The following is a 26880-nucleotide window of genomic DNA, read 5'->3' as shown; positions in this document are numbered from 1 at the left end:
TATCGGGGCGACCCTCCGCCTTGCGATCGCACGCACCAGACGCCGCCAGGCCCGCCCTACGGGCGGACGGCGCTACTTTCGAAACACGCCCTAGGGCGCCGAGGTGGTGAACGGCAGCCGGGTGACCCGGTCCCGCCCGCGGCCACGGACCGTGCGCCAGGTCAGCAGAGCGATGGCCCAACGATTGTGCCGACCAGTACGGACATGCCCCACACCCCCCGCGTTGAACGCGTTCAAGTGGCTTTCCGTGGCGACTCTAAGGGGTTTCTTGAACGCGTTCAAGACCGTTGTGGCGGAGGAGGGGTGACCGGGCTCGCCGCCGGCGGCAGGTTGTCCCTCATGGAGATCATTCCCGGACGTGGCGTCGACCTCGTCAAGATCGGTGAACAGCGTACCCAGGTAGAGGAGGACGACGAGCGGGCCGTCGCGGAGGGCGTGTCCAGGGCGCCGTATGCCTACTTCGACCAGGGATGGCGGGGGCGAGCGAGGTTCCTGGGTCAGCGCGGGAGGGCCACCCGGAACGCCGTGTGTCCCGGTCGGCTCGCGACATCGGCCGTGCCGCCGTGGGCGGTCACCACCGCACGGACGATGGCCAGACCGAGCCCGGTGCTGCCGGTGGTTCTTGCGCGGCTGGGGTCGGTGCGGACGAAGCGCCCGAAGATCTCCGGCCGCAGCGCGTCGGGGATGCCCGGCCCGTTGTCCGTGACGGTCAGCCGGACCTCGGCGGCGTCCGCCCGGAGCCGCACCGTCACCTCCGTACCGTCCGGGGTGTGTACCCGGGCGTTGGCGAGGAGATTGCCGATCACCTGCTGGAGCCGGTGCGCGTCGCCGGTGACGGTCACGGGCTCCTCGGGGAGGTCGAGGAGCCAGCGGTGGCCGGGGCTCGCGGCCCGCGCGTCGTCGGTCGCGTCGAGCACGAGCAGGGTCAGATCGACCGGTGCGTGGTCGAGCGGGCGCCCCGCGTCGAGGCGGGCGAGCAGCAGCAGATCGTCGACCAGGTGGCTCATCCGCCCGGACTCCGACTGGATACGTTCCAGGGCGTGCCGGACCCCGACGGGGACGGGGCCGTGGTGGCGCAGGGCGAGTTCGGCGTGGCCGCGGATGTTGGCGACGGGTGTGCGCAGCTCGTGGCTGGCGTCGGCGGCGAAGTGCCGCAGCCGTTCCTCGCTCGCCTGCCGCCGGGTGAGCGCGTCCCCGATGTGTCCGAGCATGCGGTTCAACGCGGTGCCGACCTGCCCGACCTCGGTGCGAGGATCGGTGACGGGCAGCGGGTCGGGCATGGCGACCTCGCCGCCGGCCAGCGGCAGCCGGGCCACGCCGACCGCCTGATTCGTGACGCGTCGCAGAGGGCGCAGGGAGACCCGTACCCACAGGGCTCCGGCCACCCCGGTGGCGAGCAGGACCGCGCCGAACACGACCCCCTCGACCGCTTCGAGCCGGTGCAGGGTCTCTTCCACGGGGTGCAGCGGCAGTCCGGTGATCAGCACGTCCCGGTCGTCGCCGGTGACGGCCGCGACCCGGTAGCCACCGAGCGCGGCGAGCCGCACGCTGCGGCCCTTCCCGTCGTCGGGCACAGCCGCGAGCGTGCGCAGGTCGTCGGCGGTCAACGGCACTGTGCGGACGTTCTGTTCATCGACCACGGCGGCCTGGGTCACCCGGCTGTTCGCCAGTCTCGCGCCGAAGGTGGAGTCGGCCTGGCCCCGCGAGTCGGGGCGGTTGTCGGCGTCCGGCGCGGCTTCGTGCTCCAGGCTTGCGGGGAACCTGCCGCCGGACGCGGTCAGCTGCTGGTCCAGGCGGCCCACCAGGAAGCCCTCGAGGGCGAAGACGGTGGTGAGTCCGACCGCGAGACATGCGGCGGCGAGCAGCAGGACGAGACCGGCGGTGAGCTGCCCGCGCAGCGTGTGCGGTGGCGGCCGCCTCATGACGGATCCGGTTTCAGGACGTACCCCACTCCGCGCACCGTGTGGATCATGGGAGCGCGGCCCGCGTCGATCTTCTTGCGGAGATAGCTGATGTACAGCTCGACGACATGGGCGCGGCCGCCGAAATCGTATGCCCAGACCCGGTCGAGGATCTGCTGCTTGGACAGCACCCGGCGCGGATTGCGCATCAGGAAGCGCAGCAGCTCGAACTCGGTGCGGGACAGCTCGACGATGGCGCCGCCGCGCCGGACCTCCCTGGCCTCCTCGTCCATGGTGAGCTCGCCGACGGTCAGCCGGTGCCGGCCCGGCTCACTGGCCATCCCCGCCCGCCGCAGCAGCCCGCGCAGCCGGGCGAGGACCTCCTCCAGACTGAACGGCTTGGTCACGTAGTCGTCGCCGCCCGCAGTGATCCCGGCGATGCGGTCCTCCACCGCGTCGCGGGCGGTCAGGAACAGCACGCACACCTCGCGGGCCTCGCGGCGCAGTTCCCGCAGCACGCGCAGCCCGTCCATGTCGGGCAGCATCCAGTCCAGCACGACGGCGTCCGGCCGGAACTCGAGCGCCGTGGCCAGGGCGGAGGCACCGTCCGCCGCGGTACGGACCTGCCAGCCCTCCCCGGTCAGTGCTCCGGCCAGTACCTCGGTCAGATCGGGTTCGTCGTCGACGACCAGCACCCGGACCGGGCCCCCGTCGGGTCGGTGCAGGGGCGGCTGTGCGCGGTGGTTGTCCATGTTCTGTCCAGCATGCCCCGGCGCGGACGGCGGCGAGCCGCCGGGGACCTGTGAGTTCCCTCTGAGTTGCCTCTGCATTCCCCCACGGGAATCCCGGCGGACCGGGGGCGGCCGCCGCCCATTCAGAAGGTACGCAGAGGATGCGCTGCGAGGCTTGCCGCCGTCGGCCGCCCCAGCGGTCCCTTACGAGGGGAGCCCCATGACCACCACAGCCCCCGCCTCACCGTACGCGAGCAAGGGCACACGTCACCGCCGCCCGCCGCGCAGCGTCGCCCCGCATCTTGTGTCCGCCGTCATCTACGCGGGGGCCGCAGCCGTCCTCGCCCTGTGGTGGAGCGACACGTCCGCCGTCGTCGGCACGGCGGGCCGGCTGACCAACGCGGGGCGCATCACCGGGCTGCTGGCCGGGTACACGTGCGCGGTCCTGGTGGTTCTGATGGCCCGCGCCCCCCTGCTGGACCACAGCATCGGCACCGACCGGCTGGCGCGCCTGCACGCAGCCGGTGGCCGGTGGACCGTCTCCCTGGTCCTGGCCCACACCCTTCTCGTCATCTGGGGCTACTCCCTCAGCGCCCACACGGACGTGGTGAGCCAGACCTCCGCCCTGGTCCTGCACTACCCGGACCTCCTCAAGGGCACCGCGGGCTTTCTGCTTCTCCTCCTCACCAGTGCCGTCTCCGCCCGCGCCGCCCGCCGCAGGATGAGCTACGAGACCTGGCACTACCTCCACTTCGCCACCTATCTGGCGATCTTCCTCGCCTTCGGGCACCAGCTCTCCGACGGCGCCGACTTCGTCGGCAACCGACCCGCGCAGCTGGCGTGGTACGCCCTCTACCTGGGCGCCGCCGCCCTGGTCGTCTGGTACCGGTTCGCGGTCCCGGTGCGCCGCGGCCTGAGGCACCGGCTGACGGTGACCGCCGTCCACACCGAAGCCCCCGGCGTCGTCTCCGTATACCTCACCGGCGAGCGCCTCGACGAGCTGGGGGCCGAGCCGGGACAGTTCTTCCGCTGGCGCTTCCTCACCCGAGGCCTGTGGTGGACCGCCAACCCGTACTCGCTCTCCGCGCCCGCCCACCCCCGCCATCTGCGGATCACCGTCAAGGCCGACGGCGCCCACAGCGCCGCGCTGGCCCGTCTCGCACCCGGCACCCGGGTCTGGGCCGAAGGACCGTACGGGGGCCTCACCGCGCGCCGCCGTACCGCCCACCAGGTGCTCCTGCTGGCGGGCGGAGTCGGCATCACTCCGCTGCGGACCCTGTTCGAGACGCTGCCCGGACCGGTGACCCTCGTCTATCGCGCCCGAAGGATCGAGGACCTGGCGCTGCGCGCCGAACTCGACGCCATCGCCGCCCACCGCCGCGCCACGGTCCACTACGTCGTCGACGGGCATGTCCCGCTGACCGCACCGGCCCTCAGCCATCTGGTCCCCGGCCTGGCCGCGCACGACGTCTACCTCTGCGGTCCGCCCGGCATGACCGAGGCTGCGATCCGCGCCCTGCGCAACGCCGGAGTGCCGCGCCGCCGCATCCACCACGAATCGTTCACGTTCTGATGAGTGCCCCAAGGAGAAGCACCGTGCGCCGAGCCGTTCTCGCCACCACCGGCACCAGTGCCCTGGTCGTGGCCCTGCTGTCCCTGAAACCGCACCAGGCTCCAAGCCTCCTCGACGCGGGCAGGCGACCGGCGGCCACGGTCTCCCCGCGCACGTCGACCGGCGCCGCCGCCCCGACGGGCACGTTCAACGGTGATCCGGTGGACACGCGGTACGGACCGGTGCAGGTCGCCGTCACCCTCGCCAAGGGGAAGCTCACCGCCGTGCGGGTGCTCCGGGCGCCCGATGAGAACGGCCGCGACCGGGAGATCGCCGCGTTCGCGCTGCCCCGGCTCACCCGCGAGGCGCTCGGCGCCCAGAGCGCGGACATCGACTCCGTCTCCGGAGCCAGCTACACCAGTCAGGGCTATATGGAGTCCCTGCAGAGCGCATTGGACCGGGCCGGTGGCTGATCGCACGCACGGGCTGCGCCATGTCGAGCACGTGATGGGCACGGTGTTCTCCTTCGACATCAGGGACAGGCCCACCCCTGCGATCCGCCGCTCCCTCAACGATGCGGTGCGCGGGCTGCACCACGTCGACGCAGTGTTCTCCACCTACCGTCCGGACAGCGCCATCAGCCGGCTGGGCCGCGGCGAGTCCGGGCTCGGCACCTGTCCGGCGGAGGTCCGTGAGGTCCTCGACCTGTGCGGCGCTGTCACCCGGGTCAGCCGCGGCTGGTTCAGTGCCACACCGGGCGGTGTCCTCGACCCCTCCGGGCTGGTCAAGGGGTGGGCGGTCGAGGCCGCCTCGCAGCTGCTGTACGAGAGCGGCGCGCAGAACACCTGCGTGAACGGCGGCGGCGACCTTCAGCTGCGTGGCGAGGCGTGCCCCGGTGTCCCCTGGCGGATCGGTATCGCCCACCCCCTGCGCCGCGGGGCGCTGGCCACCGTCGTGTCCGGACGTGATCTGGCGGTCGCCACCTCCGGAACGGCCGAACGCGGTGCGCACATCCTCGACCCGCACACCGGCACCCCGGCCCTGGGCCTCGCGTCGATCACCGTGGTGGGGCAGGCGCTGACCCTGACGGACGCCTTCGCCACGGCTGCGTTCGCCATGGGCGGTGGGGCACGCGGCTGGCTGGAGTCGCTGGACGGGTACGAGGCGCTCGCCGTCACACCCGACGGCCGGGAGTGGCGCACCAGTGGGTTCGGCTGGTAGTTCTCCGAAACGGGTTGAAGGGTCTGATGACCTGGTCGCTCACCTGGGACGGGCCGAAGGGGTGGACGTTCCGCTTCGACGTCAAGGCGCTGCAGGGTTGCGGAGAACCCTCCGACGAGCGCGTTCGGAGGCATTCCGCCTGCCGTCCGTCGGATGGGATCGTTCGAGGAATCGGACAATCGATGGCAAAGTGTCCCCCATGGATGGTCGGGTAGTGGGTGCCCTGTCGCTCCCGGTCGACTGGCCCGCCCACCCGGAACTCAGCCTCGCCCTGAACCGTATGGGCAGCTTCGACTGGGACCTCGACCGCGGACTCATGCACATGGACCGTCCCGCGCTCGACGTGTTCGACCTGCAGGCCGATGAATACGACAACCGGCCGGAGAGCCTCTCCCTCCGCGTGCCGCCGGACGAGCGGGTACGCATTGATGCCCTGGTCTCGCAGGCACTCAAGAGCGGAGAGTGCAACTACGGCGCGTACTTCCGGATCATTCGGCGCGACGGCACGATGCGCTGGACCCACACCCAGGGCTTCATCCGCCGTGACGAGACCGGCCGCCCGCGCCGGATCATCGGCATAGTCAGGGACGCCACCCAGGAGCTGACCGATTCCACCGTCCGCCACGAGCAGGACGAGGAACGGCGCCGGCGCACGACGCTGGTGGAGGGCACCACGGCCGCCCTGGCCCACGCCCGCACCGTCAGGGACGTCATCGACGTACTCAAGAACTCCCAGGGGCTGGTCCTGCTCGGAGCCACCAGCCTCGTCATGGGGCTGATCGAGGCGGGGCGCATCCATCTGGTGGCCGACGGGCCGGAGGAGGCCTTCGTGCCGGGCACCCGGTACACCCGTACGGACGAGCCGTACCCGATGAGTGAAGTGATCCGCACCCTCGCGCCCCGCTTCATCGAGTCCGCCGAGGACTTCGCCTCCTCCTACCCGATCCTGTGGCCGCACCTCGGCGACCTCGGCATCACCTGCGCCGCCTATCTGCCGCTGATCGCCCAGGCCCGACCCATCGGCGCCCTCGGACTCCTCTACAGTGACAAGGACGGTTTCACCGGCGACGAACGCAATCTGCTGGTCGCTCTCGGCAGCTCCATCGCCCAGAGCCTGCAGCGGGCCATGCTCTACGAGCAGGAGCACGACCTCGCCCAGGGGCTCCAGCAGGCCATGCTGCCGCGCCGGGTCCCGGATGTTCCGGGCGCGCAGATCGCTGTCCGGTACCGCTCGGCGAGGCTCGGGCGGGACATCGGGGGCGACTGGTACGACGTCATTCCGCTGCCCGGTGGCCGGGTGGGCGCCGTCATCGGCGACGTCCAGGGCCACGACACGGACGCGGCTGCGGTGATGGGACAGCTGCGCATCGTCCTGCGTGCCTACGCAGCCGAGGGGCACAGCCCGGCCACCGTCATGGCCCGCGCCTCCGTCTTCCTCCATGAGCTCGACACCGACCGCTTCGCGACCTGTACCTACGCCGAGGTCGACCTGAGCACCGGGGTGGTGCAGCTCGTTCGGGCGGGACATGTCGAGCCGCTGGTACGCGACGTCGACGGCAGCTGCCGCAGGCTCCCCGCCGAGGGAGGGCTTCCGTTGGGGCTCTCGGCCGAGTTCGGCCGGCTCGAATACCCGGTCAGCACCGTCGAGCTGGACCCCGGCCAGACGGTGGTGCTCTACACCGACGGCCTGGTGGAGCTGCCGGGCGCCGATCTCGACGAGGGCGTGCAGCTGTTGACCTCCGTGATCCGGAACGGGTCGCAGGACCTTCAGAAGCTGGCCGACCAGCTGTGCGAGACGGTCGACGAGCGGGGTGGCGAGGACGACGTGGCGGTCCTGCTGCTGCGCCGCAAAGCCGCCCACGCACCGCAGCCGGGCGGCCGGCTCCGGCAGCATGTCGCCCAGAACGATCCCGAGGCGCTGAGTTCGGCCCGGCACATGATCCGGGCGGCGGTGCGGGCCTGGGGTGCGAAGGGCCGGGTGGACGAGGTCGAGCTGGCCGCCGATGAACTGATCACCAACGCGCTGATCCACACCGACGGCGGGGCGGTCGTCACCATCCGGGTACTCGCCGGCACCGAACGGCGGCTGCGGGTCGATGTTGAGGACCGGTCGAGCGCGCTGCCGCGCCCTCGTGACGCGGGGGAGTCCGGCGTGTCCGGGCGTGGGCTGCTGCTGGTGGACCGGCTGGCGGACGCCTGGGGCGTGGAATCCCGCGGCAGCGGCAAGTGCGTGTGGTGCGAGTTCATCGTCCCGAGGCGCGAGTGATATGTGGCCATGGTTGATGCCGATGGGGGTGATGCCTACTACCAGGTGGTAACAGAAGGTAACATGTCAGTACTTGACCGTAACCGATCGCGAGCGATTGACTACGACTGCGGCAGTCGTTGACTCCGGCAATCTTTGCCTTCGATGACATGAGGACCCGTTGGGCACTGAACTACTGGCACCTCTCGATCTGGCTTTCTGGCACCTCGAAACCGATGCGCACCCCATGCACCTCGGTGCGCTCGCCGTTTTCTCGCCGGCGCCCGCCCCGGCGCCGGGCGTCACCGCGGACGCCGTGGTGGAGCTGCTCGGCGCCCGCGCCGCGGCGATCCCCCGGCTGCGGATGCGCGTACGGGACGTCCTGCTGCCGGTCGGCGGCGCCGCCTGGTCCGTCGACAAGGACTTCGACGTCAGTCGGCACGTCCAGCGCGTGCTGCTGCCCCGGGACGACGAGTCGCCGGACGGCGGCTTCATGGCCGGGGCCACCCGGCTCGCCGGCGAGCTCATGGAGCGGCCGCTGGAGCGGGGGCTGCCGCCCTGGGAGATGTACGTCATCTCCGGCGCCGACGAGGGGCCCTTCGCCGTGCTCGTCAAGCTGCACCACGCGCTCGCCGACGGCATGCGCGCCGTCGCCATCGGCGCCGGGATCTTCGACGAGATCGCCTCCCTCGGAGCCCGCGCCCGCGGCGGTGCGAGCGCCCGCCGGGCGCGCCCGGTCCCGCCCCGCTCGTGGATGCCGGGGCCGCGCCAGGTGGCCGGATTCGCACTGGGCCGGATCGAGGACCTCTCGCGGGCGTTCGGGGTCGGTGCCTCCGTCGTGTGGGCCAGCCGCCTCGATCTGCGCGGCGCCCCCGCGCTCACCGCGATCTCCAGCGGCACCCGTCGGCTGGCCACCGCGGAGTTGGACGGCGAGTCCGTCCACCGGATCCGCCGGGTCGCGGGCGGGACCACCAACGACGTCCTGCTCGGCGTCGTCGCCGGAGCGCTCCGCCGCTGGATGGTGGAGCGCGGCGAGCGGCTGCCCGTCGCCGACCCACGAGCCCTCGTCCCGGTCTCCCGGCGCAGGCCCGACACCGGCGCGGCTTCCGGGAACCGGCTCTCCGCCTATCTGCTCGGACTCCCCGTCTCCGAGTCCGACCCGTGGGAGCGCATGCGCACCGTCCGCACCGCCATGGACCGCAACAAGGCCGCCGGACCACTGCGGGGTGCGGGCGCCGTCGCGGTGCTCGCCGATCAACTGCCCTCGCTGGCCCACCGATTCGGCGCCCCGCTCGCCGGCAGCGCCGCCAGGATGCTCTTCGACGTGCTGGTCACGAGCGTACCCCTGCCGCGCTCGGCACTCTCGCTGGGCGGCTGCCCGCTGCGGGCTGTTTACCCGATGGCGCCGCTGGCGCGCGGGCAGTCACTGGCCATCGCCCTGTCCACGTACGGCGGCCGGGTGCAGATCGGCCTGGTGGCCGACGGCAAGGCGGTCCCCGACCTGGAGCGGCTGGCCCGTTGCGCCGAGGACGAGCTGCACGAGCTGCTTGACCTGCTGCCGGTCGGTCAACCCTCCCAGAGGTCCCGATAGATCGGACAGATTTTGGCGGTGGTGTGGCATTTTGTGAAGCCGAGGGTGTTGACGCGTTCAAGTGATCCGATGAATATTCGCTATGCAGGAATTAACGATCATCGGTGAGGACGGCAGCGGCATGCGGCGAAACAGGCTGGGAACCAGTGCGGTCGAGGTGACCGAGCTGTCCTTCGGGGCGGCCGCCATCGGCAATCTCTTCCGTGAGGTCGACCCCGCCCAGGCCGCCGCCGCCGTGGACGCCGCCTGGGACGTGGGCGTCCGCTACTTCGACACGGCACCGCATTACGGGCTCGGCCTCTCCGAACGCAGGCTGGGCGCGGCCCTGCGTCACCGGCCGCGCGACTCGTACGTGGTCTCCACCAAGGCCGGCCGGCTGCTCGACCCCCTCCCGGCCGCCCCGATCGCGTCGTACGACGGCCTCTCCGAGGGCTTCGCCGTGCCCGCCACCCACCGCCGCCGCTGGGACTTCAGCGCCGACGGCGTACGCCGCAGCATCGAGGACAGCCTCGAACGGCTCGGTCTCGACCGCATCGACATCGCCTATCTGCACGACCCGGACGACCACGCCGAAGCCGCCTTCCGCGAGGCCTATCCGGCCCTGGAGAAGCTGCGCTCGGAAGGCGTCGTCGGAGCCATCGGCGCGGGCATGAACCAGACCGCGATGCTCACCCGCTTCCTCCGCGACACCGACGTGGACACCGTCCTCTGCGCGGGGCGCTACACCCTCCTCGACCAGTCCGCGCTTGCCGAGCTGCTGCCCGAGGCGACTGCACGCGGCCGCAGCGTCGTCGTCGGCGGAGTCTTCAACTCCGGGCTGCTCGCCGACCCGCGCCCCGGTGCGACCTATGACTACACGGCCGCCCCGCTGACCCTTCTCGACCGGGCCCTGCGCATCAAGGCCGTCGCCGAGGGCCACGGCGTGCCACTGCGCGCCGCCGCCCTGCACTACCCGCTCGCCCACCCCGCCGTCGCCACGGTGCTCGTCGGCACCCGCTCACCCGACGAGATGCGCGACGCCGCCGACCTGCTCTCCCGCGAGATCCCCGATGCCCTCTGGGACGAACTGCGCGCCGAGGGCCTGCTCACCGAGGACGGACACCGGCCATGAGAATCGCCCTGCACACCAAGGTCCGCCCCGACCGCATCGAGGAGTACGAGGCGGCGCACCGCGAAGTCCCGACGGAGCTCACCGCGGCGATCCGCGCCGCGGGCGCCACCTCCTGGACGATCTGGCGCAGCGGCACCGAGCTGTTCCACGTCATCGAGTGCGAGGACTACGCCCGGCTCCTCGCCGAACTCGAGCAGCTGCCCGTCAACGTGGCCTGGCAGGCCCGGATGGACGAACTCCTCGACGTGGCGCACGACTACTCGTCGGACGGCGCCGAAGCCGGTCTCCCCGTCGCCTGGGAGCTGTGACATGACCGGCCCGCAACGGATCGTCGACGCCCACCACCACGTGTGGGACCTGTCGGTACGCGACCAGGAGTGGATCAGCGGCGAGGAACTGGCCCCGCTCCGGCGCACCTTCACCCTGGCCGACCTGGAGCCCGAGGCCCGCGCCGCCGGGGTGCACGCCACGGTCCTCGTCCAGACCGTCACCGTCCCCGAGGAGACCCCCGAGTTCCTCGCCCTCGCCGACGGCAACGACCTCGTCGCGGGCGTCGTCGGCTGGACCGACCTCACCGCGCCCGGCATTGCCGACACCCTCGCTGCCCTGCGCGAACTCCCCGGTGGCGACCGGCTCGTAGCCATCCGCCACCAGGTCCAGGGCGAGCCCGACCCCGAGTGGCTGCTGCGCCCCGAGGTGCAGCGCGGACTGTCCGCCGTGGCCGCCGCCGGACTCGTCTACGACCTGGTCGTCCAGTCCCACCAGCTGTCCGCAACCGTCAGGGCCGCCGCGCTGCTGCCGGAACTCGCCTTCGTGCTCGACCATGCGGGGAAGCCGCCCATCGCCACGCGGAGCCTGCACCCCTGGGCGGAAGACGTCCGGGCACTGGCCGACCGGCCCAACACCGTCTGCAAACTCTCCGGCCTGGTGACCGAGGCCGACCTGCGCTCCTGGACGGTCGACGACCTCCGCCCGTACGCCGACACCGTCCTCGACGCCTTCGGGCCCGACCGCCTGATGTTCGGCTCCGACTGGCCGGTCTGCCGGCTCGCGGCGAGCTATGCGGAGGTCGTCGACGCCGCACGCGCCCTCACCGACGGACTGGGCGCGGACGAGCGGTCGGCGGTCTTCGCGACCACCGCGGAGCGGACCTACGGCCTCTGAGGGCGGTGGCAGGGGCCGGCGGGCTGCGGCATCCTGGGACCCATGCCCGAACTACCGGAGGTCGAGGCGCTGCGGGTCTTTCTCGACGAGAAACTGACCGGGAAGGAGATCGCCCGCGTCCTGCCGCTCGCGGTCAGCGTGCTGAAGACGTACGACCCACCGCTCACCGCCCTGGAGGGCGGCACCGTCACCGGCATCGCCCGGCATGGCAAGTTCCTGGACATCGGCGCGGGCCCGCTGCATCTGATCACCCATCTGGCCCGGGCGGGCTGGCTGCACTGGAAGGACAGCTTCCCCGCCGCCCCGCCGCGCCCCGGCAAGGGACCCCTGGCGCTGCGTACCGTACTCACCGGCGGGGACGGCTTCGACCTCACCGAGGCGGGCACGACCAAACGCCTCGCCGTGTACCTCGTGCACGACCCCGCAGAGGTGCCCGGCATCGCCCGCCTCGGACCCGACCCGCTCGACGCCTCCTTCGACCGGGACGCGTTCGCCGCACTGCTCGCCGGGGAACGGCGGCGGATCAAGGGCGCCCTTCGCGACCAGTCCCTGATCGCGGGCATCGGCAACGCCTACAGCGACGAGATCCTGCACGCCGCGAAGATGTCTCCGTTCACACTCGCCGCGAGCCTCACCGACGACGACATCACCCGGCTGTACACGGCCCTGCGCACCATCCTCCGCGACGCCGTCGCACGCTCCAGCGGAGTGGCGGCCGGGAAGCTCAAGGCGGAGAAGAAGAGCGGGCTGCGTGTCCACGGCCGCACGGGCGAACCGTGCCCCGTCTGCGGGGACATCATCCGGGAGGTCTCGTTCAGCGACTCCTCGCTCCAGTACTGCCCGACCTGTCAGACCGGCGGCAGGCCACTGGCCGACCGTCGCCTCTCCCGACTTCTCAAATAAGACCGACCGGCACATGGGGGGTGCGGCAGTTCAGCGGGTGGTTCCAGCAGTTGCCGCCCGTCCGCCGCACGCACCTTGAACAGAACGCGCCCGTGAATCACTCAAGCCAACACCTCCGGACACGCTCTACACTCCGGCTTCATGCTGCGCGTACTCGCCGTCGACGACGAAGCACCCGCCCTGGAGGAGCTGCTCTACCTCCTGCGCGCCGACCCCCGCATCCGCAGCGCCGAAGGCGCGACCGGGGCCACCGAGGCGCTGCGCCGGATCGGAAGCGCTGTCGACGCCGGTCCCGACGACCCGTCCGCCATCGACGTCGTCTTCCTCGACATTCACATGGCGGGCCTCACCGGCCTCGATGTCGCCCAGCTGCTGGCCGGGTTCGCGGCGCCCCCGCTCATCGTCTTCGTCACCGCCCACGAGGGGTTCGCCGTCCACGCCTTCGACCTCAAGGCCGTCGACTACGTCCTCAAGCCCGTGCGCCGCGAACGCCTCGCCGAAGCCGTCCGCCGCGTCGCCGAACAGGTCGGCGGCCGCTCCGCTTCCCTCCAGGACACCGCAGCCGACCAGATAGCCGTCGAACTGGGCGGAGTGATCCGGTTCATCCCGATCGACGACATCGCGTACGCGGAGGCGCAGGGCGACTACGCCCGGCTGCACACCGCGGGCGGCAGCCACCTCGTCCGGATTCCCCTCACCACCCTGGAGGAACGCTGGCGCTCGCGCGGCTTCGTACGCATTCACCGCCGCCATCTCGTCGCCCTCGGCCGGATCGACGAGCTGCGGCTCGACGCGGGCAGCATGAGCGTCCGAGTCGGCACCGCGGAGCTCGCCGTGAGCCGCCGCCACGCCCGCGCCCTGCGGGATCTGCTCATGCGGCAGACCGGCCGCTGACCAGGGACTACCCAGGTCCGAAACCTTCCCAGAGCGGCCCCGGCTGCGTACACTCCGGGCCCATGTCCGCAGAGTCGACGCCCCGGCGTGAAGTGGTGACGGGGGAGCCCCGGCGGGTGCGCCCGCTGCCCCGCTACCGCACCCAGTCGGAGATCGACGAGCATACCGCGCTCGGCGGCGCCTACGTCCGCTCGCTGATGCGCAGCCAGCTGCGCGCCGGACTCACCGCGTTCACCGTCCTCGCCGTCGTCGTCGGCACGCTGCCGCTGGTCTTCGCGGCGCTGCACAGCGCCGCCGTCGTCTGGACGGTCCTCGGCTTCGCCGCCTACCCGCCGCTGACTCTGATCGCCTGGTGGTACGTGCGGCGGGCCGAGCGCAACGAGCGCGACTTCGCCCGGCTCGTGGAAGGCCGCCCCGCACAGTGAGCCGCACGTACGCGGTGGTGTCCGTCGCCGCCGTCGTTCTCGCCACCGTCCTCGTCGGCGGTTTCGGGCTGCGCATCTCCCGTACCACCTCGGACTTCTACGTCGCCTCCCGCACCGTGCGCCCACGGCTCAACGCCGCCGCGATCAGCGGCGAGTACCTCTCCGCCGCCTCCTTCCTCGGTATCGCCGGCCTGGTGCTCGTGCACGGCCCCGACATGCTCTGGTACCCGGTCGGCTACACCGCCGGCTATCTCGTGCTGCTGGTCTTCGTCGCCGCACCGCTGCGCCGCTCGGGGGCGTACACCCTGCCCGACTTCGCGGAGGGGCGGCTCGAATCGCGGCAGGTGCGCAGACTGGTGAGCGTGCTCGTCGTGGGGGCGGGCTGGCTCTACCTCGTACCGCAGCTCCAGGGTGCCGGGCTCACCCTGAAGATCCTGACCGGGGCGCCCGGCTGGCTCGGCGATGTGCTCGTCGCATCCGTCGTCGTGGCCGCCGTCGCGGCGGGCGGCATGCGGTCCATCACCTTCGTCCAGGTCTTCCAGTACTGGCTGAAACTGACGGCGCTTCTGGTCCCTGCGATCTTCCTGGTGCTGGCCTGGCAGGGCGACGGGCGGCCACGGGTCACCTTCGACGAGCAGCTGTCCGTCTTCCGGGCCGACCATCCGCTCTACGCGACCTACGGGCTGATCATCGCGACGTTCCTCGGAACGATGGGGCTGCCGCACGTCGTCGTCCGCTTCTACACCAGCCCGAACGGCCGCGACGCCCGCCGCACCACCGTCGCCGTCCTCGCCCTGATCGGCGTGTTCTACCTGCTGCCGCCCGTGTACGGGGCACTGGGCAGGCTGTACGCCCCCGAGCTGATCCACGGCGGGGACGCGGACGCCGCCGTGCTGCTGCTGCCCGAACGCGTCGTCGGCGGGCTCGGCGGGGACCTGCTCGGCGCACTCATCGCCGGCGGCGCCTTCGCCGCGTTTCTGTCGACCGCATCCGGACTCACGATGGCCGTCGCCGGCGTCATCACCCAGGACGTCCTGCCCTCGCGCGGCGTACGGCACTTCCGGCTGGCCACCGTTCTCGCCATGTGTGTCCCACTGGCCGGCTCGCTCATGGTCAGCCGGGTGCCGGTGGCGGACTCCGTGGGGATGGCGTTCGCCGTATCGGCGTCGTCCTTCTGCCCGCTGCTGGTCCTCGGCATCTGGTGGCGGCGGCTCACCCCGCCGGGCGCGATCGCCGGACTGGTACTCGGCGGCGGCTCCGCGTTCCTGTCCGTCGCGATCACCGTCAGCGGTGTGGTGCGCCCGCCCGGCTGGCCGCACACCCTGCTCGCCTGGCCCGCCGTCTGGTCGGTGCCGGTCGGCTTCCTCGCGATGGTCCTGGTGTCGCTCTCCACGCCCGGTCGCATACCGTCCGGCACGAATGCCGCGATGACCCGCTTCCATCTGCCGGAGGCCCTGATGCCCGGGAGGCACCGATGACAGGGCCCGCGTACGCCGTCCTCGTCCTGCTCGTGCTCCTCCTGCTCGGCGCCGGGTTCCTGCTCGGCAGCCGCACCGCCCGTCCCGTCCGCCCCAGCGACGTCGGCACCCCCGTCGAGCACGCCACCTTCGAGACGCTGCACACCGCCTCGCTCGCCGCGCCCCCGCTGCGCGCCGGACTCACCGAGGAGAGCGCCCGCAAGTCAGCCCGCAGACTGCGTTCCCTGCTCGGCACCGACGCGCTCTGTCTCACCGACCGGGACCGGGTCCTCGTCTGGGACGGCGAGGGCGACCACCACGGCAGACACGTCATGGACCAGGTGCAGGGGCTTCTCGCCAGCGGCCGCGACACCGCCTTCCACAGCGACTGCGACGACCTCGACTGCCCGCTGCGCTGGGCCGTCGCCGTGCCGTTGACCGTCGACCACCGTGTCCTCGGCACCCTGATCGCCTACGCCCCGCGCGAGTCGGCGGTCCTGGCCAGGGCGGCCGGAGAGGTGGCCCGCTGGGTCTGCGTACAACTCGAGCTCGCCGAACTCGACCGGTCCCGCACGCAGCTCATCGAGGCCGAGATCAGGGCCCTGCGTGCTCAGATATCCCCGCACTTCATCTTCAACTCCCTCGCCGCGATCGCCTCGTTCGTTCGCACCGACCCCGAGCGGGCACGCGAACTGCTGCTGGAGTTCGCCGACTTCACCCGCTACTCGTTCCGCAGCCACGGCGACTTCACCACCCTCGCCGACGAGCTGCACTCCATCGACCAATATCTGGCCCTCGTCCGGGCCCGCTTCGGTGAACGGCTCGCGGTCACCCTCCAGGTCGCCCCCGAAGTCCTGCCCGTCGCCCTGCCGTTCTTGTGTCTCCAGCCTCTGGTCGAGAACGCCGTCAAGCACGGACTGGAAGGCGCCGTCACCCGCAGCCGCATCACCATCAGTGCGCTGGACGCGGGCTCGGAGGCAGAAGTCGTCATCGAGGACGACGGCATCGGAATGGACCCGGAACGGCTGCGGCACATCCTGCGCGGCGAAGGAGGACACTCCACCGGCATCGGACTGCTCAACGTCGACGAGCGGCTCCGCCAGGTGTACGGCGACGACTACGGGCTCGTCATCGAGACGGGGATCGGCGCCGGGATGAAGGTCACGGTGCGGCTGCCGAAGTACCGCGCCGGGGTGCACGGTTCGTGAGGAGCGAAGGCACCCGCCGTGCTCACGGCCTCCCCCACGATGGGGAGTGGGCTCCCGACGCCCTGCGACTGCTCCCTCAAGCTCTCGGCTTCGCTCGAGCAGGGAGGGGCCCCCTTCGGCGTTGTCGTCGGTCACCGACTCCCCCACAGCCTTAAGGGCGTGGGAGGTGCCCCCTGCGCGTCGACTCCGTCCTCCGCCTTGCCATCGAAGCCGTACGACGCCGCTCGCTGATCCACTCCCTGCCGCGGGTGAGGCCGTCAGTGCAGATGGATCGCCAGATGCCCCAGTGGCAGCCCCAACTGCCAGGCGGGTGTCCACACCTGGGCCGACACCTGCGCCCACTCCTCGTCGCCCTCGGTGCCGAGCGGCTCCCACGGCGGCGGCCCTACCGCGTCGAGATCGGCCGCGAGCAGTTCGGTCTCGTCCAGCCACCGCCATGCACGACGGGCCAGCGCCAGATCGGGATCCGGAACACTCCGGCCGCCGCCCGGCAAGGGGACCGCGGACGCCGCCGCGCCGAGCCGCTCGCAGACCCAGCGGCGCCAAGCACTCCCGTACGCCGTCAGCAGCCGCAGCTCGTCCATCCGGGTCGCGGGCAGCGCATCGGCCACCGCCCCGTCGGAGAGGAAGATGGTCAGGGCGAGCGCCTCGCGCCCCGCGCGGTACTCCAGCGTCGACGGCTCCATCAGATCGCCGGTCCGCAGCAGTTCATCGGCGATGTACTCGGCGCACATCCAGGCCATCGGGACCAGCAGCCCGCCCCCACTGGTTCCATCCGTACGTTCCGGACGCATCCCGTCTCGCCTCTTCCTGTCCTCGGCACCGGGCCACACGCAGCATTGAACCGGGGGAGCGCGCCCCGCGTGGCCAGAAGGGCAGGATCCGTCCGACCCGATCCGTCACAGACATGAGGTAGCGATGACCGCCGATCCCGGGGAGGGACCGCACATGCGGCAATTGCTCGGCGCGTATGTGCTCGATGCGCTCACCGACGGGGAGGCCCGGCGGGTCTCGCGGCATCTGCAGGACTGCGACGGATGCGCCGCCGACTATGTGGAGGTCGCGGAGACGGTGTCGCTGCTCGGCCTGCTGAGCGAGGAGGACCTGCTGGAGTAGCCAGGCAGGTTGCGGGAGAGCAGGCGCAACGCGTAGTAGGAACGGGACTTGACCGTGCCCGCCGGTATGCCCAGCACCTGCGCCGTCTCGCCCACGCTCAGCCCGCGGAAGTAGATCTGGACCAGCACCGCACGGTGCTCCGGGCTGAGCGTCCGCACCGCCTCGCGGACATCGAGCGCGGCGACGGTCGCCTCCGCCGTGTCCTCCCGGTTCGGGGCGCTCTCCAGTACGAGGTCGCTGACCTCGGTCGGCCGGGCCTGGCGGGACCTGCGCGCATCGATCGCCAGCCGCCGGGCGACCGTGAAGAGCCAGGGCCGCATCGATTCGTAGGGACTGTCGAACGCCTCGGGGTGCTGCCAGGCGCGTACGAGCGTCTCCTGGAGCAGATCCTCGGCGCGCTGCCGGTCGCCGAAGGTCAGACCGAGCAGGAAGTGGAGGAGCGCGGGACCGTGTTCGCGCTGCAACTCCGCGAGGGCCCGCTCATCGGTCGTCGTGGTCATGGCGAACGCCCCTTTCCCGCGGAGGCCCCTGCTGCCTCGCCGCTGCCTGCGCCGTATACGAACGCATCGGGGCCACAGCGAACAGAAGAAGCACCGAGGCGTGCGACGAGCGGTCGCACGGAGCGGCGAATGGTGCGGTGAACGGTCGGCCGGGCGGTGAACGGACAGGGGCGGGCGGCGTGTGGCGCGCGCGACCCCGCACTCGGCCGGGCGTGCGGTGTGGCCGAGTGCGGGGTCGGCGGCGGTCAGCGGGGAGCGGATGCCGGCCGTACGGACAGCAGCCACCCCCGGCCCGGTGCCACCGGGACCGGCTCGCCCGCTTCGAACGAGCGTTCCGGCTGGAAGCCCTCGATCGCGGGTGCGTACGCTGCAACCGGGTCGCCGGAGCCGGTCAGCACGCACTCCACCGGAGTCCCCGCCCACGAAGCGACCGCGGTCGCCGTCCCGCCCGGCCCCTGCCAGCTGGAGGCGAGGACATCGTCCCGGCCGGTCGCCACGGGCTGTTCGTCCGCCCACCATCCGGTGAACCCGGCCTCTGGCAGCCGCAGCGCGTCGAAGGCCCGCCACAGTGGCCGAACATCGGTCATCGGGGCGCGCGCCGTCATCCCGAAGACCAGGCCCCGCCACGGGTTGCCGCCGCCCTCCAGCATCTCGCCCATCAGCCCGAACGGAATCCCGGAGAGCTCCACCAGCCAGTAGGCGGGGTCGGTCCCCTCGTAGTCGAACAGCTCGCCCAGCCAGAGCCGGTCGGTGTACGGCATCAGCTCCGCGTACAGATTGGCGCTGGACGCGAAGCCGTCCGGCTCCCGGTACTGGTTGCAGGAGTGTAGATCGATCAGCGGCGCGGTGCCGCCGGACCGGGCCAGTATCTTGCGGACCCGCTTCATTGTGGTCCGGTCGTACGCCACGTCGTCGAGGTAGAGTCCGTCGATTCCGATCCGGCGGCGGAGCCGGTCGATGCCGCACACATAGGAGTTGTGCCAGCGCGAGTCGCCCGAGGTCACGACTGCCACATCGGCCACGTCGGGGGCCACCCAGCCGGGGACGTAGTCCGTGCCCAGGTGCTCGCGCAGCCAGGCGTGTCCGCCGCCAGTCCCCGGCGCCAGGACCTCGCTGCCCAGCGAGGCGAGGGCAGGCAGCTCCGGGTTGTGCCGGGTCAGTTCGCGCACGGTGTCGTACACCTTCACGCGGATGCCGAGCCGGTGTGCCTCGGTGGTGTAGTCCCGCAGCACATCGGCGGCCAGCAGCGGGTCGTTGATGTACGGGTTGGGCGGTGTCGCGTGGTGGATGTTGACGACGTTCGCACCGTACGCGGCTACCTCGGCGGGGGCGGCGTACGCATGGAAGTAGCGCTCGGCGAGCTGGAGTCCAGGCCTGATCGGCTTGAATGGGGTGAGCAGCAGCCGCATTTCGAAGCAGCGGCTCTCCCCGGCGCCCATCCGGAGCGGGCCGCTGTACGCGCTCACCTTCCGCACCCCGTCCTCGGTGCGCAGCCGGACCCCGCCGCTGCCGTCACCGGCCCAGGAGCGAGGTGTGACCAGAGGCTTCTCGCGGTAGTAGTTGGTGTTCAGCGGCCGTGCGTAGTGCTCGTCGCGCAGCGAGAGCTGGACACCAGCCGCGGGGGAGCCGAGCCAGAGAGCGTCCTGGTTGCGGGCGGGGGTGTCCCACTGCCAGTCGTACGTCTCCGGGCAGACCTGCCCCGGCAGCCCGAGACCCATCGCGTACCGGGCGATCTCCGCCCGGATCGGCACGTCCAGGCGCACGTCGAGGGCGAGCTCGTCGACCGCCTCGACAGTCGTCCGTACGACGAGGAAGCCGTCGGCCTCCAACGCTCCTTCGGTGCGCAGCCGGATACCCGGGCCGGTGGCCTCGCAGGACCAGCAGCCGCGCGCCGGTCCGGTCCGGTCGAGCCTCAGCGGACCGTGGTCGAGCTGGTGGCCGACCGTGAACGAGACCGGCCCGGAAAGCAGATCGCGTTCCGGACCATCCGTGCCCGTCACCCCGGAGGTGAACGAGGAGGTGAGCCGCTGCGGCAACCCGGCGGGGCCGATCTCCACCGCCCGGCCGAGGATCTCCAGGCGGTTCCCGGCCACCTTCACCGGGGTGAACGGCGGGACGATCTCGTCGTCCTGGCCGAGCGTCGAGTCCAGCCAGCGCAGCCGCGCCAGCCGGGCGGTGTCCCCGGCGCCGTGGTCGGCAACGGTCTGCGGCCCGACGGTGATCCGCAGCGGCAGCACCCGCTCTCCGGTGTCGTGGGCGCGTACGGCGATCTCGCCCTCGTACGTGCCGGGTTCGGCGGCCTCCGGGATGTCCAGACCGAACCAGAGCGCGTGGACATGCCCCGTGCCGACATCGATTTGGTTCTCGAACGGCTCCCCGCGTGCGTCGGTGCCGCCCGCACTGAGGGACCGGACCGGGAACGGCAGCCCGCGGACCTCGGTACGGAGCTCCGTCAGCTCCTCCACCGCGTACACCCCGGCCTGCAGTACATAGAACTCGCCGCGTGACGCCGCACCCGTGAACGGGGCGGACGGCACGGCGCGGGCCCAGGGGGCAGGCAGCCGGTCGTATCGGCCCAGCGGATGGTCGCGGTCCTCGCCGAACAGCAGGAACGGCTCGTCCGGATGCGCCTCGGTCAGCGCCGCACACTCGTGGTCAGTGGCTGCGAACCCCAGCGGGGCGAAGGAGTCGACGGCGCTCACGGCCTCATACCGGAACGCCTCCGCGCGCGGCAGCGAAGCCCAGATCCCGTCCGGCCGGTGCAGCCCGCAACGGTGCACCCAGTCGGGGTCCGCGGTCGGGGTCGGATGCCGGTAGGCGGCCTGTGGATAGTAAGGACGGCCCGTGTGCGCGTACGGCAGATAGTGCACGGCGTAGTCGCCCGGACCCTCCACCGGCTCGAACGCGATTCGGCCGCGCTCGGCCGTGACCTCGATCCGGACCGTGTTCCGTACCCGGCGGCCGGACGGGGCGAGGACCAGGACGTCCACCGCCCCGGGGTCCGGATCCCTGCGCCGCCATGGCAGTTCCGTCCCGAAAACGGGGCCGCCCGAGGTGGCGCGCACCAGGATCCGGTGATTGCCGTACATGTCGCTGTCCCATGAACCGAGCCCGCACTGCAGCTCGGGATGGCCCTGCTCACCCATGTTCGCACTCCCTCAAGGGCGCTATTTATTAGGTAAGTTGCTGAATTGCCATGGGACACCATGGAGACCAGACGATCACGCTGTCAAGGAGACGTCATGGATCGGGGTGGGGACGCCTCGCTGCTGCGCCGACTGAACACGGCCGCTGCCCTGCGGGTGATGCGCGAACGCGACGAGGTCACCGTGCCGGAACTTGCCGGGCTGATCGGGGTGTCCCGGCCGACCGCCCAGGACCTCACGGCGCAGCTGCTGCGCGAGGGCCGACTGGTGGAGCTGCGGGCCAACAGCGGTTCCGTGGGCCGCCCGGCCCGCCGCTTCCGGTTCCGAGCCGAGGCGGGACATGTCATCGGTGTGGACATCGGGGCGCACAAGGTGCTGGTGCAGGCCGTGGACCTGCTCGGCCGCACGGTCGCCTCGGAACGGGTTGCCGTCACCCCTGCCATGGCCGCCCGGGAACGGCTGGACACCGTCCGAGGAGCGATCGACGCGTGCCTGGCCCGGCCGGAGAGCGCCGGGGTGCGCCCCCTGGCCACCGGCGTCGGCACCAGCGGCATGGTGGACCTCGCGGGCCGGGTGGTGCGGAGCACCGCGCTGCCCGGCTGGACCGGACTCGACCTCGGGAGCGAGTTCGCGGACAGCGTCCCGGGCCCGGTACTGGTGGGCAACGACATCCAGCTGGCGACCTTCGCCGAATGCGCCGGGGGAGTGGCCGTCGGGGTCCGGGACGCCATCTACCTCTACGTCGGCAACCGCCCCGGCATCGGCCTGTGGCTGCACGGGCGGCTGCACCGGGGCCACGGCGGTGCGGCGGGCGAACTGCTGCCCCCGGACGTCTGGTCGGCGGCCTACCGGCGGCTGATGGACTGGGCTGCCGGACACCAGGGCGCCGAGCTGCCCACCCGGGACAGCGCCGCCCGCGCCGTGGTCGAGGCGTCGGCGGCCGGGGACGGGGGTGCACGATACGCGCTGCGCGCCTTCGCCGAGTCGCTCGCCGCATGCCTGGCGCCCCATGTCGCCGCCCTCGATCCCGAGCTGGTCGTGCTCGGCGGCGGTATCTCCCGGGCCGGAGCACTCCTCAGCGAGCCGTTCGGCGCGTCACTCGCCGCCCTCTGCCCGAACACGCCGAATGTCCGGAACTCCTCGCTCGGCGAGGAGTCGACTGCGATCGGGGCAGCTCGGCTGGTACTGGAACATATCGAGAACACGGTTTAGAAAAGTCCAACTCGACAGGATTGTATGGCTGTTGACGTACCGGTTCGTCGCCTCGATGATGTGGCCACTCTTTTCGGAAAGTTGGTTTCTAAATTCGTCGTGTCGTCAGGCAAGGGAGTACGTGTGACATCCCCTGCAACAACGCGCAGCCCCCGGGCGGCGTCCCCTCCAGCGTCCAAGGCGAAGACCGGCCGGCCCCCGCTGCGGCGCGTACCGCTGCGGGTCCGGCTGCGGAACAACTGGGTGATGCTTGCCCTGATGGCCCCGGGCCTGCTCTTCTTCGCCGCCTTCTTCTACGTGCCGATGCTGGGCAACATTGTTGCCTTCCAGGACTACCAGCCGTTCATCGGCTTCAAGGGCAGCCCGTGGGTGGGCCTGGCCAACTTCCAGGAGCTCTTCTCCGACCCGGCGTTCTGGGAGTCCGTACGCAACACACTGGCCTTCGCCGCGCTGCAGCTGATCTTCTTCTTCCCCGCCCCGCTGGCCCTCGCGCTGCTCATCAACAGCCTCGTCAGTAGCCGCGTGAAGAAGTTCGTCCAGAGCGTCGTCTACCTCCCGCACTTCATTTCCTGGGTGCTGGTCGTCGCCCTCTTCCAGCAGGTGCTCGGCGGCGCGGGCCTCATCAGCAACTTCTTGCGTGACCACGGGCTCTCGGCCCTCGACGTGATGACCGATCCCGGCACCTTCCCCATGCTGATCACCGCACAGGTGATCTGGAAGGACATTGGCTGGGGCATGATCATCTATCTGGCGGCACTCGCCAACGCCGACCAGAGTCTGTACGAATCGGCTGCCGTGGACGGCGCAGGACCCTGGCGGCGCATGTGGCACGTCACCCTGCCCGCCGTCCGCGGTGTCACGATCATGCTGCTGGTGCTGCGCCTCGGCGACGTACTGTCCGTTGGCTTCGAGCAATTCCTCCTCCAGCGCGACGCGGTCGGCGCCCGGGCCTCCGAGGTCCTCGACACCTACGTGTACTACCACGGCGTGGTCTACGGCGACTGGGGCATCGGCGCCGCTGCCGGCCTGGTCAAGGGCGTGGTCGGCGCACTGATGATCTGGGGCGCCAACCGGCTCGCCCATGCATTCGGAGAGCAAGGGGTGTACAGCAAATGACCATCGGACTGCCCCTGCTGAAGCCCCGGCCCGCCGACCGCAGGGCCGCCTGGGAGGAGCCGCCGACCCGGCTGGGCTCGGCTGCCAAAGCCGTCACCCTCACCGTCATCGTGGCCGTGATGACCCTGCCGTTCCTGGTCGTCCTCTCCACCAGCCTTGCCTCCCGCCAGGAGATCACGGCAGCCGGAGGATACGTACTCTTCCCGACCGAACCCACCCTGCAGGCATACCGCACCATCCTCTCGGGCGGACTGGTCACCCGCGCCGTCACGGTCAGCGTCCTGATCACCGGCATCGGCACAGCGCTCTCCCTGCTGACGACCATCGCCCTGGCCTATGCGCTGAGCAAGCGAGGCGTCCCCGGCAGCAGACCCGTGCTGCTGCTTGTCCTGTTCACTCTGCTCTTCGCCCCCGGCATGATCCCGATGTACGTCCTGGTCAAGGAGCTCGGGCTGCTCGACTCGTACTGGGCGCTGATCCTGCCGGGCCTGGTCAACGCCTTCAACCTGGTGGTGATGAGGGCGTTCTTCATGAACATCCCCGAGGAGCTGTACCAGGCCGCCCGGATCGACGGAGCGGGCGACTGGCGGATCCTCACCCGGATCGTGCTGCCGCTCTCGAAGGGCGTCATCGCCGTCGTCGGGCTCTTCTACGCGGTGACGTACTGGAACGCCTTCTTCAACGCGATGCTCTACCTCAACGACTCCGGTAAATGGCCCATCCAGCTGCTGCTGCGCACCTATGTGGTGCAGAACAAGCAGATGGCGGCCGACCAGCTCGGCGTGGCCCATCTGCCGCCCCAGCAGTCGATCTCCATGGCGGTCGTCATGCTCGCGCTGATCCCGATTCTGCTGCTCTACCCGTTCCTGCAGAAGTACTTCACCAAGGGCGTACTCACCGGAGCCATCAAGGGCTGACCCACGCCCGCTCAGCTGTCCCCACCCTTCTCACCCCGTTGCGGAGATTCCCTATGACAGGCATGTCCCGACGCACCTTCCTCGGCCTGAGCACCGCCGTCGCCGCAGGCGCCGCCACCACGCTCGCCGGCTGCGGCTCCTCCACCGCCACCAAGGGCGAAGCCGCCTCGGGGAAGGTGAAGCTTCCCTCGTACGTTCCCAACACCAGCATCAAGCCCGATCTGCCGCCCAACGCGAAGGGGCTCTCCGCGGGCTACCTCTCGTACCCCAAGGAGCTGATCCAGAGCGTCCCGAAGGCCCCCGGCGACGGTTCGAAGGTCACCCTGCTCACCGAGATCTGGACCCAGCCGCCGCTCCCCAAGGGCTCCAACGAACACTGGCAGAAGGTCAACAAGGCGCTCGGTGTCGATCTCTCCGCCATCCTGGGCACCGACCCCGGATACAACGAGAAGTTCTCCGCCACTGTCGCCGGCGGGGACCTTCCCGATCTGATGTGGATACCGCCCAACCAGGGCATCCAGCATGTTGCCCAGCTGCTGGAATCCAAGTGCGCCGACATCACCGACTACGTCTCGGGCGACGCGGTCAAGGACTACCCGAACCTCGCCGCGATGACCCCCGCACACTGGAAGACTGCCGTGGTCAACGGCAAGATCTGGGGTGCGCCCAGTCCCTACCCCGCGTTCGGCCAGGTCTACGGCGGCAACCCCAACGTCTGGGAGAAGGCGGGTGGCCTGTCCGCCGGCAGCCCCGACGAGTTCCTGGCCAAGTGCAAGGAGGTCACCGGCGGCAAGGTCTGGGCGCTGGAACCGATCTACGTCAACGCCGTCAGCGTGATGAGCCAGTGCTTCGGAGCCCCGAACAAGTGGCGGCAGAACAAGGACGGCTCACTCACCTTCTGGCAGGAGACCGACGAGTACTTGGCGGCGCTGGACTTCGTACTGAAGCTCAAGAAGGCCGGGGTCTTCTATCCGGGCGACCCGAAGATGGCCGACGCCTATCTGAAGATGGCCCAGGGCTCCATCGGCGCCGCGGTGCACGCCAACCCGCCAGGTGCCCGTGCCAACCTCCGTACCAACGACCCCTCGCTCGCCGCCGAGATCCTGATCCCGTTCGCCGCGGGCGGCCGGCAGCCCAACCACCACTACCACCTGGGCACCATCGGCTACACCGCCATCACGAAGGGCAGCGAGGAGCGGGTACGGATGCTGCTCGGCGTCCTCGACTATCTCGCCGCGCCCTTCGGCACCAAGGAGCGCGAACTGCTGGAATTCGGCACCGAGGGCGCCGACTTCACCTACGACAAGCAGGGCTTCCCGCAGCGCACCGACCGGGGGAAGCAGCAGGTCGAGGGGTTCTACAGCGGACTGGCCACCGCGACCACCGCCCCGTTCGCACTGCTCCCTTCCACGTTCGCCGGATCCCATGGCCCGCAGGACGTGAAGGACATCTACGCCGTCGAGCAGAAGCTCACCGAGACCGCCATCGCCAACCCGACGGTGGGTCACTACTCCGACGCGTACACCGAGCACTACGGGCGCATGTCGACCGAGGCCACGGACCTGGTCAACGACATCGTCAGCGGCCGCAGGAAGACCGGCGAGTGGAAGCCGTTCTGGACCGAGCGGCGCTCCCAGGGCCTGGACCGGATGGCCCGTGAGTTCCAGAAGTCCATCGAGAAGAACGCCTGACGGCCCCGGAGGCGGGGCCCGCCCCGACGCTGCCCACCGTTCACGGAACGACGGTGACGGGCCAGCGCCCCGCCTTCACCAGCCGGATCGCCACCGATCCGATGAACCGGTGTCCCGCCGACTCCGACGCGCCCACCACGACGGCATCCGCCTTCAGCTCGTCTGCCGCGGTGACCAGGCCGTTGTACGGATCACCGCGGAAGGTGTGGAACTCCCAGCGCACATCCCATATGTCCTTGAGCCGCTCCGTGGCCGCCCTGATCTCACTGACCAGGCCCTCCGCGACCTCGCCGGTCGTGTCGGCGACCGGTGCGCCGAGCGCGGCACCCGCGGGCATCACCGGCTGGACATAGACGAGGGCGAGCAGGGCGTTCTGCCGACGGGCCAGCCCGGCGGCGTACGCGGCGGCGCGCATCGAGGAATCGGACCCGTCGAGGCCCGCGACGATCACTTTCGGACCGTCTGTGCCACGCTCGAACCGGTGAGGCTGCTGGTCTGTCACGGCAGTGAGGTTAGCCGCTTCCGTCGCCGCCCCCGGTCCGGGCTGCCCGCTGCCCTGACCTGAGCCGCCGGTTGCCGCAGATGTGATCCCTGAAATGGGTGCACAACCCTTCGCACCCGGTGTCGTCGAGAGGCTGCCGGATCGTGGTGCCGCGCCTCCGGTGATTGTGCGGCGGCTGACCGGCCCTCCGGGTCAGCGGGTCGCGAACGTGATCCGGTCGGCCGAACGCGGCCACCGGCCCGGTACGCCCGTGGGGCCCGGGGGGGGTGGAGGTGCC

Annotated in this window: 25 protein-coding genes; 18 read left to right on the top strand and 7 right to left on the bottom strand. The window is 70.9% G+C overall.

Annotation, left to right across the window (positions count from 1 at the left end; translation table 11 throughout):
• Window positions 1–90: 90 nt before the first annotated feature.
• From AB0915_RS28540 to AB0915_RS28530, 3 genes are all read right to left on the bottom strand, one after another.
• Window positions 91–237: a hypothetical protein gene (locus tag AB0915_RS28540; protein WP_366693806.1), complete on the bottom strand. Its 147-nt coding sequence runs from the start codon at window positions 235–237 to the stop codon at window positions 91–93.
• A 260-nt stretch (window positions 238–497) separates the two neighbouring features.
• Window positions 498–1922: a HAMP domain-containing sensor histidine kinase gene (locus AB0915_RS28535; protein ID WP_366693805.1), complete on the bottom strand. Its 1425-nt coding sequence runs from the start codon at window positions 1920–1922 to the stop codon at window positions 498–500.
• Window positions 1919–2653: a response regulator transcription factor gene (locus AB0915_RS28530; protein ID WP_366693804.1), complete on the bottom strand. Its 735-nt coding sequence runs from the start codon at window positions 2651–2653 to the stop codon at window positions 1919–1921. Before AB0915_RS28530 ends, AB0915_RS28535 begins: the two co-directional genes overlap by 4 nt.
• Window positions 2654–2852: 199 nt before the next feature.
• Between AB0915_RS28530 and AB0915_RS28525 the strand changes: the two genes are divergently transcribed.
• The 13 genes from AB0915_RS28525 (at window position 2853) to AB0915_RS28465 (ending at window position 16403) form a co-directional block, all read left to right on the top strand.
• Window positions 2853–4205 carry a ferredoxin reductase family protein gene (locus tag AB0915_RS28525; RefSeq protein ID WP_366693803.1) on the top strand — a complete coding sequence of 451 codons (1353 nt, stop codon included), beginning with the start codon at window positions 2853–2855 and terminating at the stop codon, window positions 4203–4205.
• Between the two features lie 23 nt (window positions 4206–4228).
• Window positions 4229–4657: an FMN-binding protein gene (locus AB0915_RS28520; protein ID WP_366693802.1), complete on the top strand. Its 429-nt coding sequence runs from the start codon at window positions 4229–4231 to the stop codon at window positions 4655–4657.
• Window positions 4658–4691: 34 nt separating this feature from the next.
• A complete protein-coding gene (locus AB0915_RS28515; RefSeq protein WP_366693809.1) occupies window positions 4692–5405 on the top strand; it encodes an FAD:protein FMN transferase in 714 nt (237 codons plus the stop codon).
• A 199-nt stretch (window positions 5406–5604) separates the two neighbouring features.
• Window positions 5605–7671 (top strand): SpoIIE family protein phosphatase, encoded by a 2067-nt coding sequence (locus AB0915_RS28510; protein WP_366693801.1) that lies wholly within the window; start codon window positions 5605–5607, stop codon window positions 7669–7671.
• 160 nt (window positions 7672–7831) lie between these two features.
• A complete protein-coding gene (locus AB0915_RS28505; protein ID WP_366693800.1) occupies window positions 7832–9241 on the top strand; it encodes a wax ester/triacylglycerol synthase family O-acyltransferase in 1410 nt (469 codons plus the stop codon).
• 121 nt (window positions 9242–9362) lie between these two features.
• Window positions 9363–10352 carry an aldo/keto reductase gene (locus AB0915_RS28500; protein ID WP_366693808.1) on the top strand — a complete coding sequence of 330 codons (990 nt, stop codon included), beginning with the start codon at window positions 9363–9365 and terminating at the stop codon, window positions 10350–10352.
• The gene (locus AB0915_RS28495) at window positions 10349–10660 is read left to right on the top strand and encodes an L-rhamnose mutarotase (protein ID WP_366693799.1); all 312 of its coding nucleotides are present in this window, start codon (window positions 10349–10351) and stop codon (window positions 10658–10660) included. Before AB0915_RS28500 ends, AB0915_RS28495 begins: the two co-directional genes overlap by 4 nt.
• Window position 10661: 1 nt before the next feature.
• Window positions 10662–11516 (top strand): amidohydrolase family protein, encoded by an 855-nt coding sequence (locus AB0915_RS28490; protein ID WP_366693798.1) that lies wholly within the window; start codon window positions 10662–10664, stop codon window positions 11514–11516.
• A 42-nt stretch (window positions 11517–11558) separates the two neighbouring features.
• Window positions 11559–12419, top strand: a complete 861-nt coding sequence (locus tag AB0915_RS28485) for a DNA-formamidopyrimidine glycosylase family protein (RefSeq protein WP_366693797.1) — start codon at window positions 11559–11561, stop codon at window positions 12417–12419.
• 141 nt (window positions 12420–12560) lie between these two features.
• Window positions 12561–13313: a LytTR family DNA-binding domain-containing protein gene (locus tag AB0915_RS28480; protein WP_366693796.1), complete on the top strand. Its 753-nt coding sequence runs from the start codon at window positions 12561–12563 to the stop codon at window positions 13311–13313.
• Window positions 13314–13375: 62 nt separating this feature from the next.
• Window positions 13376–13738 carry a hypothetical protein gene (locus AB0915_RS28475; protein ID WP_366693795.1) on the top strand — a complete coding sequence of 121 codons (363 nt, stop codon included), beginning with the start codon at window positions 13376–13378 and terminating at the stop codon, window positions 13736–13738.
• Window positions 13735–15216, top strand: coding sequence for a cation acetate symporter (locus AB0915_RS28470; protein ID WP_366693794.1), 1482 nt, complete (start codon window positions 13735–13737; stop codon window positions 15214–15216). Before AB0915_RS28475 ends, AB0915_RS28470 begins: the two co-directional genes overlap by 4 nt.
• Window positions 15213–16403, top strand: a complete 1191-nt coding sequence (locus AB0915_RS28465) for a histidine kinase (RefSeq protein WP_366693793.1) — start codon at window positions 15213–15215, stop codon at window positions 16401–16403. Before AB0915_RS28470 ends, AB0915_RS28465 begins: the two co-directional genes overlap by 4 nt.
• 257 nt (window positions 16404–16660) lie before the next feature.
• On the opposite strand, the gene AB0915_RS28460 is transcribed toward AB0915_RS28465, so the two are convergent.
• Window positions 16661–17197, bottom strand: a complete 537-nt coding sequence (locus AB0915_RS28460; protein WP_366693792.1) for a hypothetical protein — start codon at window positions 17195–17197, stop codon at window positions 16661–16663.
• A 124-nt stretch (window positions 17198–17321) separates the two neighbouring features.
• On the opposite strand from AB0915_RS28460, the gene AB0915_RS28455 reads away from it, so the two are divergent.
• Window positions 17322–17519, top strand: a complete 198-nt coding sequence (locus AB0915_RS28455) for a zf-HC2 domain-containing protein (RefSeq protein WP_366134266.1) — start codon at window positions 17322–17324, stop codon at window positions 17517–17519.
• On the opposite strand, the gene AB0915_RS28450 is transcribed toward AB0915_RS28455, so the two are convergent.
• Both AB0915_RS28450 and AB0915_RS28445 read right to left on the bottom strand, forming a co-directional pair.
• Entirely contained in the window at window positions 17453–18019 is a 567-nt protein-coding gene (locus AB0915_RS28450) for a sigma-70 family RNA polymerase sigma factor (RefSeq protein WP_366693791.1), read from the bottom strand. The two genes, AB0915_RS28455 and AB0915_RS28450, sit on opposite strands and share 67 nt — an antisense overlap.
• Before the next feature lie 245 nt (window positions 18020–18264).
• Window positions 18265–21165, bottom strand: a complete 2901-nt coding sequence (locus tag AB0915_RS28445) for a glycoside hydrolase domain-containing protein (protein ID WP_366693790.1) — start codon at window positions 21163–21165, stop codon at window positions 18265–18267.
• Between the two features lie 96 nt (window positions 21166–21261).
• Between AB0915_RS28445 and AB0915_RS28440 the strand changes: the two genes are divergently transcribed.
• The 4 genes from AB0915_RS28440 to AB0915_RS28425 all read left to right on the top strand — a co-directional run bounded on the left by AB0915_RS28440 (window position 21262) and on the right by AB0915_RS28425 (window position 26101).
• The gene (locus AB0915_RS28440; RefSeq protein ID WP_366693789.1) at window positions 21262–22377 is read left to right on the top strand and encodes an ROK family protein; all 1116 of its coding nucleotides are present in this window, start codon (window positions 21262–21264) and stop codon (window positions 22375–22377) included.
• Window positions 22378–22578: 201 nt separating this feature from the next.
• A complete protein-coding gene (locus AB0915_RS28435) occupies window positions 22579–23493 on the top strand; it encodes an ABC transporter permease subunit (protein WP_366693807.1) in 915 nt (304 codons plus the stop codon).
• Window positions 23490–24410 (top strand): carbohydrate ABC transporter permease, encoded by a 921-nt coding sequence (locus AB0915_RS28430; RefSeq protein WP_366693788.1) that lies wholly within the window; start codon window positions 23490–23492, stop codon window positions 24408–24410. Before AB0915_RS28435 ends, AB0915_RS28430 begins: the two co-directional genes overlap by 4 nt.
• A gap of 62 nt (window positions 24411–24472) precedes the next feature.
• On the top strand, window positions 24473–26101 hold the full coding sequence (locus tag AB0915_RS28425; protein ID WP_366693787.1) for an extracellular solute-binding protein: 1629 nt from the start codon (window positions 24473–24475) through the stop codon (window positions 26099–26101).
• Between the two features lie 40 nt (window positions 26102–26141).
• Here the strand turns inward: AB0915_RS28425 and AB0915_RS28420 are convergent, their stop codons facing one another.
• Window positions 26142–26603, bottom strand: a complete 462-nt coding sequence (locus AB0915_RS28420) for a universal stress protein (RefSeq protein ID WP_366693786.1) — start codon at window positions 26601–26603, stop codon at window positions 26142–26144.
• Between the last annotated feature and the right edge of the window lie 277 nt (window positions 26604–26880).

Source organism: Streptomyces sp. NPDC048411 (assembly GCF_040704695.1).
Taxonomy (GTDB): Bacteria; Actinomycetota; Actinomycetes; order Streptomycetales; family Streptomycetaceae; genus Streptomyces.
This window is presented reverse-complemented; position numbering and strand designations above follow the sequence as displayed.